Here is a 7,255-nt window from a genome sequence, read left to right on the forward strand (position 1 = left end):
GACCATGACCGATACCGACACGCCCGCACTAGCAAGCTAAAACCCCAAACGAGAGGAAAACGCCGTTACACCACTACAAGGGACTTGACCTCGGGCAGGGTGTAAACAGCCATGAATTCTCCTGTTCATCGTTCTGCGTCGCCGGATGCGGAGCAGACGTTCACCCTTCTAATCTATGGCCTAAAGTCCTAGATTGCGACCCGTTCAGCCAATGGCGAGCGGCCGGATTCCGCCTACTTTAGGGGGAATCCGGCCGCTTACTGATGTTAGGCCGAGGAACGCTTAGGTATGCGCGTCCTCGCGGCTCGTCAGGGCTCGCGTGACGGCGTCGCGCTCGTCCGGGTTGAGCTTCGCAACCGACGTGGAAGCAATCTCAGCGTGTTCCTCGTGTGCTGCCGCAAGCTCAGCCGGCGTGACGGGACGGATGCGGTCTTCGTAGAAGAAGCGCGACAAGCGCTGGCGACGACGATCGGCCTTGTAACCCTTGCGCGGGATACCGTTCGCGTCGAGCTCCGGTTCGATCTCGAGGGGAGCCTTGTCCTCAAACGACACGAGCTTCCAACGCTCGTAGGGATCGAGGGGACGATGCACCTCCATCATCGCGCCATTTTCGAGCTGTACGACGCGACCGGTTTCGTGGCCGTGCAGCACGAGCTCGCGGTCGCGACGCTGCAGCGCCAGGCAGATCCGCTTCGTCAAGTAGAACGCGAGGACGGGGCCGGCGAAGAAGAACACTCGCAGCACCCAGGTGATGAAGTTCAGATCGAGCCCCAGGTGGGTGGCGACGAGGTCGTTGGAGCCGGCAACTGCGAGGATCAGGAACGCCGTAATGATCGCGACGCCAACACCGGTACGGGTGGGGACGTTGCGGGGGCGATCCAGGAGGTGGTGCTCACCGGTGTCCTTCGTGGCAGCCTTCTCAATGAACGGCCAGGCGCCAAGGACAGTGAACAGGATGCCGGGAACGACCACGCCGGGAACGAGGATGTTCAGCGAAAGCGTGTAGCCTCCGATGACGATCTCGGTCTGTCCCGGCATGAGGCGCAGCGCGCCTTCCAGGAAAAGCATGTACCAGTCAGGCTGGGCGCCAGCCGAGACCGGTGACGGGTCGTAGGGGCCGTAGTTCCACACGTTGTTGATCGACAGGAACGCGCCCATGAGCGCGATGACGCCGAACACGATGAAGAAGAAGCCACCGGCCTTCGCGGCGTACACCGGCAGGACCGGGAAACCCACGACGTTCTTGTTGGTGCGGCCCGGGCCGGGGTACTGCGTGTGCTTGTGCACGACGACCATCATGAGGTGGACGGACACGAGCGCGAGGATCAGTCCGGGTATCAGCAGAATGTGTGCCGTGAACAGGCGCGGGATGATGACCTTTCCGGGGAACTCACCGCCGAACAGGCCGTAGGAGATGTAGGAACCAAGGACCGGGATCGACTTGGCGACACCATCGGCAATACGCAGGCCGTTACCGGAGAGCACATCGTCGGGCAGGGAGTAGCCCGTGAAGCCCGCGCCCAGGCCGAGGATCAGGAGCGTGAATCCCACGACCCAGTTCAGCTCACGCGGACGACGGAACGCGCCCGTGAAGAACACGCGGAACATGTGGGCCGTAATGGCGGCCATGAACAGCAGCGCACCCCAGTGGTGCATCTGGCGCATCAACAGGCCACCGTGGACCTCAAACGAGATCTCCAGGGTCGACTTGAACGCCTCCGACATCTCCACGCCCTGCATCGAGGCCGGGAGCTGGTCGGTGGGATAGTGGACCTCTGCCATCGAGGGCACGAAGTAGATCGCGAGGAAGACACCCGTGAGCACAAGCACGATGAAGCTGTACAGGGCGACTTCGCCAAGCAGGAACGACCAGTGGTCGGGGAAGAGCTTGCGAGCAAACTCCTTGACCGCCTTCGCGGCACCGGTGCGGGAGTCGAGGAAGTCAGCGGTTTGCGCTGCCTTCGACGGTTTGCGCGGTTTCATCTGCGCTGCGGAAGTTGATTGAGTCGTCACTTCAGGCGCTCCCAGTAGCTCGGTCCGACAGGTTCATGGAAGTCCGAGGTCGCAATCAGGTAACCCTCGTCGTCGACCGTAATCGGCAGCTGCGGCAGCGCTCGCTTGGCAGGTCCGAAGACCACCTTCGCGCCATCCCTCATATCGAAGGTCGACTGGTGGCACGGGCACAGCAGGTGGCGCGTCTGCTGCTCGTACAGGGCCACGGGGCAGCCCACGTGGGTGCAGATCTTCGAGTACGCGACGATGCCGTCATAGGACCAGTCCTTGCGGTCCTCTTCCTCGATGAGCTCGCTCGGGTCGATCCGGACCAGGAGCACAACGGCCTTGGCCTTTTCTTCCATGAAGTGCTCTTCGCCGGGCAGCTTGCCGAGCTCGTGAGGAATGACGTGGAAGACCGAGCCGATGGTGACATCGGCAGCGCGGATCGGCTCATCTTCGGGATCGCGGGCCAGGCGGCGACCCTGCGCACCGGCGGGGCGGTTCGCCCACGCGGTGTGGCGGAACTTGGAGATGTTCCAATCCGAGGACAGGTTGCCGATAAGCGGCACCGCGAACGGCAGCGGAGCAAGCAGCAGGGCGGAGGCCAGCGCGCCCTTGAGCAGCGGGCGGCGCTCAATGCGGGCGTCAGCGGTAACTTCGGAAAGGAGCTGGGCGGCTTCTTCCTTCGTCTTGTCATCCGAGGGGATCGGGTGGCGCTCTTCGACCATTTCCGCATCGTTCATAAGGGCCTTGGCCCAGTGAACGGCGGCGACGCCGATGAGGAGCATGGCGAGGCCGAGGCCGGCACCGATCGACAGCGTCGAGTAGCGCACGGCGCTGGCGCCTTCGCTCGGGTTGAACATGAAGTAGCCGACGATGCCAGCGATGGCTGCGACCATCGACAGGACGAGCAGTCCAACGACCTGGAGCTCGACACGCTTGGCGGCCTTGTCGTCGAGGTCGGACAGGCGCTCCTTATGCGGCGGCAGGCCGGGGTTTTCGAAGCGTTCCGGGTGAGCCTGGGGCTCGGCTACCTCGGAGTTGGTCGCATCTGAGAGGAAATCGGGGTGGTGAATGCTCACGAGGATTTAGCTCCAATCCAAACTGCGAGACCGATGAGGGAACCGAGGCCAACGACCCAGACCCACACGCCTTCCGAGACGGGGCCAAGGGAGCCGAGGGATAGGCCGCCCGGTGAAGGATCACGCTGCTCCATGAGGTAGGCGATGATGTCGCGCTTGCCTTCGGGAGTCACGGAGGCTTCGTTGAAAACCGGCATGGACTGGGGACCGGTGAGCATGGCTTCGTAAATCTGACGCGGGGTCACCTCATACAGCGCGGGCGCATACTTACCGTGCGAGAGGGCACCGCCGGCGCCGACGGCATTGTGGCACATGGCGCAGTTGGTCCTAAACAGCTGCATCCCCTTAGCGGCGTCACCCTTGGCGGGATCGACCTGGTCGTCAGTGGGGATATGCGGGCCGGGGCCAAGGGAACCGACGAACGCGGACATGGCCGCGATCTCTTCTTCGTTGAACGTCGGGGTCTTCACCGGCGCCTGCGGGCCGTTGGCCGCCATCGGCATGCGGCCGGAGGACAGCTGGAAGTCAGCGGAGGCGGCGCCCACACCGATCAGCGAGGGGCCGATGTCCGTGCCCTGACCCATGTTGCCGTGGCAGGTGGAACAGTTGGACTGGAAAAGGGCTTCGCCCTTCTTCACCTCTGCGGCCGAGCCAGCTTCGGCGTCGGCGGACGGGGTAAACACCGCGTATACCCAACCGGTAAGAAGCAGCGCGAGGAGTAAGAGGATGAGGGGAGCCCGCTTGCTCCGCCGTCCTGCTGCAAGAGCCTTCACAATATAGGTCCTTGTCGGTAGTAGGGGCGGTTACTTAATGACGTAGATGATGAAGAACAGTACGATCCACACGACGTCCACGAAGTGCCAGTAGTACGAGCACACGATGGAGGTGGTCGCCTCGTGGTGGGTAAAGCGCTTCGCGACAAAGGTGCGTCCCAGTACGAAGAGGAACGCGATAAGGCCGCCGATCACGTGCAGGCCGTGGAAGCCGGTCGTGATGAAGAAGACGGACGCATAGGGGTTCGCGCCGATATGCAGGCCCTCGTGCACGAGTTCTGCATATTCGTAGACCTGGCCACCGATGAAGATCGCGCCCATGACGTAGGTCAGGGTGAACCATTCGATGACGCCCCACTTGCTGACGTTCCATAATGCGCCGGTACGCGCCCGCTGGAACTTCTCTGCTGCCCGCACGCCCATCTGGCACGTGATCGAGGACAGCACCAGTATCGTGGTGTTGCCCAAGGCGAACGGGAAGTTCAGCATTGCGGTATTCGCCGGCCAAATCTCGCTCGATGCAGATCGGTGCGAGAAGTACATGGCGAAGAGTCCAGCGAAGAACATAAGTTCGCTGGACAACCAAACAATGGTGCCGACCGCTAGGGTGTTCGGTCGGTTCACCTCGACACGGGGTTTGCGCATGGCGACTGATGATGACGACACGGTGTCATTATGTCCCATCTCGGGCTCATTCCACACATTTTGTTCCGGTGTGTGGGTCGAAAGGCCTAAAACCCGGCGTATTTGACACCGGCTTTTCTTGGTGTGACCTTGGTCGCGTGAGCGCGGCCGTGGGACCGAAGTACCTCTTGAGTCGCAACCGCGATTAGCATGGGGTCAGACCGACCGAGGAGGACATTTCCATGGATGAGCAGCAGCCCGAATACATCGATGTCTTGATCTATAGCGATGACTCGACGACGCGTGCCGATGTCATCGGTGCCGTGGGCCGCCGCGCGGCTCGAGGCCTTCCCATGATTCGCTGGGATGAGACGGCGACTGCTGCAGCCGTGCAATCGAAGGTTGCTGAGAACGACTACGCGTTCTTGGTCCTCGACGGTGAAGCCGCAAAGGTCGGCGGCATGGGGCTGTGCAAGGAGCTCAAGCAGGAAGTGTTCAACTGCCCGCCGATCCTCGTCCTCATTGGTCGCCCGCAGGACACCTGGCTTGCCCACTGGTCGGAAGCCGATGACATCCTTGCCGCCCCGCTGAACCCGCGTGACGTGCAAGAAAAGATCGCTGAGATCCAACGCAAGCTATGACCGAGCAGGCCCGGACCTGGCCGGATCTCCTGGCAGCGATCATTGCGGGGCGCGACCTCGGCTATGACGAAACCTGTTGGGCAATGGATCGCATCATGTCCGATGAGGTCAATCCGGCCACGCTGGGGGCTTTCCTCGTTGGCCTAGCCACCAAGGGCGAGTCCGTCGCGGAACTGCGTGCACTTGCCGACACGATGCTCGGGCACGCCAATCCCATCGATATCCCCGAAGGCGCTGTCGACATTGTGGGCACCGGGGGAGATCGAGCCAAGACCGTCAATATTTCGACGATGGCTTCGCTCGTCATCGCGGGCGCCGGGGTGCGCGTCGCGAAGCACGGCAATCGTGCGTCCTCCTCGGCATCGGGCTCCGCGGATGTGTTGGAGGCGCTAGGCGTCGACCTCACCATGGGGCTCGAGAAGGTCGCTCGGGGCTTTGAACAGGTCGGAATCTGTTTCCTCTTCGCGAACCTCTTTCACCCGTCGATGCGCTTTGCGGCCCCGACCAGGCGAGAGCTAGCAGTCGGGACAGCGTTTAACGTGCTCGGCCCGCTCACGAACCCTGCACGGCCACGGGCGTGCGCCATTGGCGTGTCGAATGCGAAGCATGCCCCGCTCGTCGCGGGGGTGCTCGCCGAACGCGGCACCAGTGCCGTGGTCTTCCGGGGCAGCAATGGCCTCGATGAACTGACGTCGACCGCAATCAATCAGGTGTGGCGCGTGCGCGATGGCGAGGTGCACTACGCCGAGCTCGATGCGACCGACCTCGGCCTCGAGCCGTCGACGGTTGCTGATCTGCGCGGCGATGACGCGCAGTACAACGCGAACGTCGCCCGTCGGGTCATGTCGGGCAGCGACGACATCGTGGCTCAGACCGTCGCGCTGAATGCTGCCGCTGCACTCGTGGCGGCCGAAGGCGGGAGCGGGACTATCACGGAGGAATTGACGCCGCAGTTCGCGCGGGCGATGCAGGTTTTGCGTGATGGCCGCGCAAACGACGTGCTACACCGCTGGATTGAGTTCTCCGCTTCTTAATCGCCGAGTCCGAGCGAGAATGCCTCTTCGAGGTCGCCCTTGGAGTAGGTCTGGAACGCGATATAGGTGCGCGTATTGATGACACCGTCGATCTTTGAGAGTCGATCGGCGACGACCCCCGCGAGTTCCTCGTGTGCGCTGACGCGTGCGATCGCAATGAGATCGATATCGCCGGTAACGGAGAAGACCTCGGAAATTCCCTCGAGCTCGGCCGCTTCCTTCGCGACCTCCGGAATCCGGTTAGCTTCCGCATCGATCAGGACAATAGCGGTAATCATGGGCTTCTCCTCAGGGCGGTAGTGGGCTCGGGCTCTATTGTCTCTCATCAGCTACGCGCTGGCGTATTCCTCGACGTCATAAAGGGAAGCGAGCTCGAATGCGGGGGAGAGCGCTGAGCCGATGGGGCTTGCGAAGGGGGCGAGAGATTCGCTGATGTGTCCGAGCCTCGTTCCGTCCTGTTCGCACCAGGAGGCAATCAGTGCGGTTTCTTCCGCGCTGGCGCGCTCGGCGTAATGCGCGGGCACGGGGACATCTTCGGCGAGTTCTCGAGCGTCTTGCAGATAGGGTGCCACTGCACTGCCTCGCGGCAGGCGGACGGATGCGGCAAGGCGCCCATAACGCACGAGTGCGAGTTCCCAGCTGCCATCGCCATTGGGACGAGCTGCGACGATCTCGGGCGTCAGGAGATAGGGCAGCAGCCGATCAAATTGTCGGGCACCGCGCTGCGCTGCCGCGAGCCGGTCACGTTCCGCGCCCGCCTCCTCGAAACGTTCGGCAGCGGCAAGCTGTGCGATCCGGTCCCGGCACGTGGCGAGCACCGGAGTGAAGTCCCCGGCAAGGGCGCACCGAGCGCGGTCGACGGCGGCGCGGTAGGCGTCGGTGGCGTCGGGATCGACGCAGGGCGCGCTACAGGTGCCGAGTTCTTTCGCGAGGCACGCGGTGGCGTTCGTCGCGGGTCGCACCGGCAGCCTCGTCGTACACGAGCGAATCCCGGTTGCGCGCTGCAGGGCGGCTAGCTGTAGTTCCCCGTGAGGTTGTGAACGCGTTCTGATGGAGTAAGACCACCGATCCCGGTATGGGGTCTGTGATGATTGTAGTGATGAAGC

General features: G+C 62.9%; 8 protein-coding genes. 2 read left to right on the plus strand and 6 right to left on the minus strand.

The features are described from left to right. Positions 1-282: 282 nt before the first annotated feature. From qcrB to ctaE, 4 genes are read right to left on the minus strand one after another with little or no spacing between them, the layout of a single operon-like run. On the minus strand, positions 283-2,013 hold the full coding sequence (gene qcrB / locus BSZ39_RS11705) for a cytochrome bc1 complex cytochrome b subunit (RefSeq protein WP_222842951.1): 1,731 nt from the start codon (positions 2,011-2,013) through the stop codon (positions 283-285). Continuing rightward, a complete protein-coding gene (gene qcrA / locus BSZ39_RS11710) occupies positions 2,010-3,077 on the minus strand; it encodes a cytochrome bc1 complex Rieske iron-sulfur subunit (protein ID WP_222842952.1) in 1,068 nt (355 codons plus the stop codon). The genes qcrB and qcrA overlap by 4 nt, the downstream gene beginning before the upstream one ends. After that, a complete protein-coding gene (gene qcrC, locus BSZ39_RS11715) occupies positions 3,074-3,850 on the minus strand; it encodes a cytochrome bc1 complex diheme cytochrome c subunit (RefSeq protein WP_073717506.1) in 777 nt (258 codons plus the stop codon). Before qcrC ends, qcrA begins: the two co-directional genes overlap by 4 nt. Positions 3,851-3,880: 30 nt before the next feature. Next, positions 3,881-4,534 carry an aa3-type cytochrome oxidase subunit III gene (ctaE, locus tag BSZ39_RS11720; protein ID WP_187343247.1) on the minus strand — a complete coding sequence of 218 codons (654 nt, stop codon included), beginning with the start codon at positions 4,532-4,534 and terminating at the stop codon, positions 3,881-3,883. Positions 4,535-4,716: 182 nt separating this feature from the next. Here ctaE and BSZ39_RS11725 point away from each other — a divergent pair, with 182 nt between their 5' ends. Both BSZ39_RS11725 and trpD read left to right on the plus strand, forming a co-directional pair. Continuing rightward, positions 4,717-5,115: a response regulator gene (locus tag BSZ39_RS11725; protein ID WP_073717507.1), complete on the plus strand. Its 399-nt coding sequence runs from the start codon at positions 4,717-4,719 to the stop codon at positions 5,113-5,115. Next, on the plus strand, positions 5,112-6,149 hold the full coding sequence (gene trpD, locus BSZ39_RS11730; RefSeq protein ID WP_073717508.1) for an anthranilate phosphoribosyltransferase: 1,038 nt from the start codon (positions 5,112-5,114) through the stop codon (positions 6,147-6,149). Before BSZ39_RS11725 ends, trpD begins: the two co-directional genes overlap by 4 nt. Here trpD and BSZ39_RS11735 read toward each other — a convergent pair. Both BSZ39_RS11735 and BSZ39_RS11740 read right to left on the minus strand, forming a co-directional pair. Next, positions 6,146-6,427, minus strand: a complete 282-nt coding sequence (locus BSZ39_RS11735; RefSeq protein WP_073717509.1) for an Lrp/AsnC family transcriptional regulator — start codon at positions 6,425-6,427, stop codon at positions 6,146-6,148. The genes trpD and BSZ39_RS11735 overlap by 4 nt on opposite strands. 51 nt (positions 6,428-6,478) lie before the next feature. After that, positions 6,479-7,111 (minus strand): hypothetical protein, encoded by a 633-nt coding sequence (locus BSZ39_RS11740; RefSeq protein WP_073717510.1) that lies wholly within the window; start codon positions 7,109-7,111, stop codon positions 6,479-6,481. Positions 7,112-7,255: the final 144 nt, after the last annotated feature.

It is taken from the genome of Bowdeniella nasicola (genome assembly GCF_001907295.1).
GTDB lineage: Bacteria > Actinomycetota > Actinomycetes > Actinomycetales > Actinomycetaceae > Bowdeniella > Bowdeniella nasicola.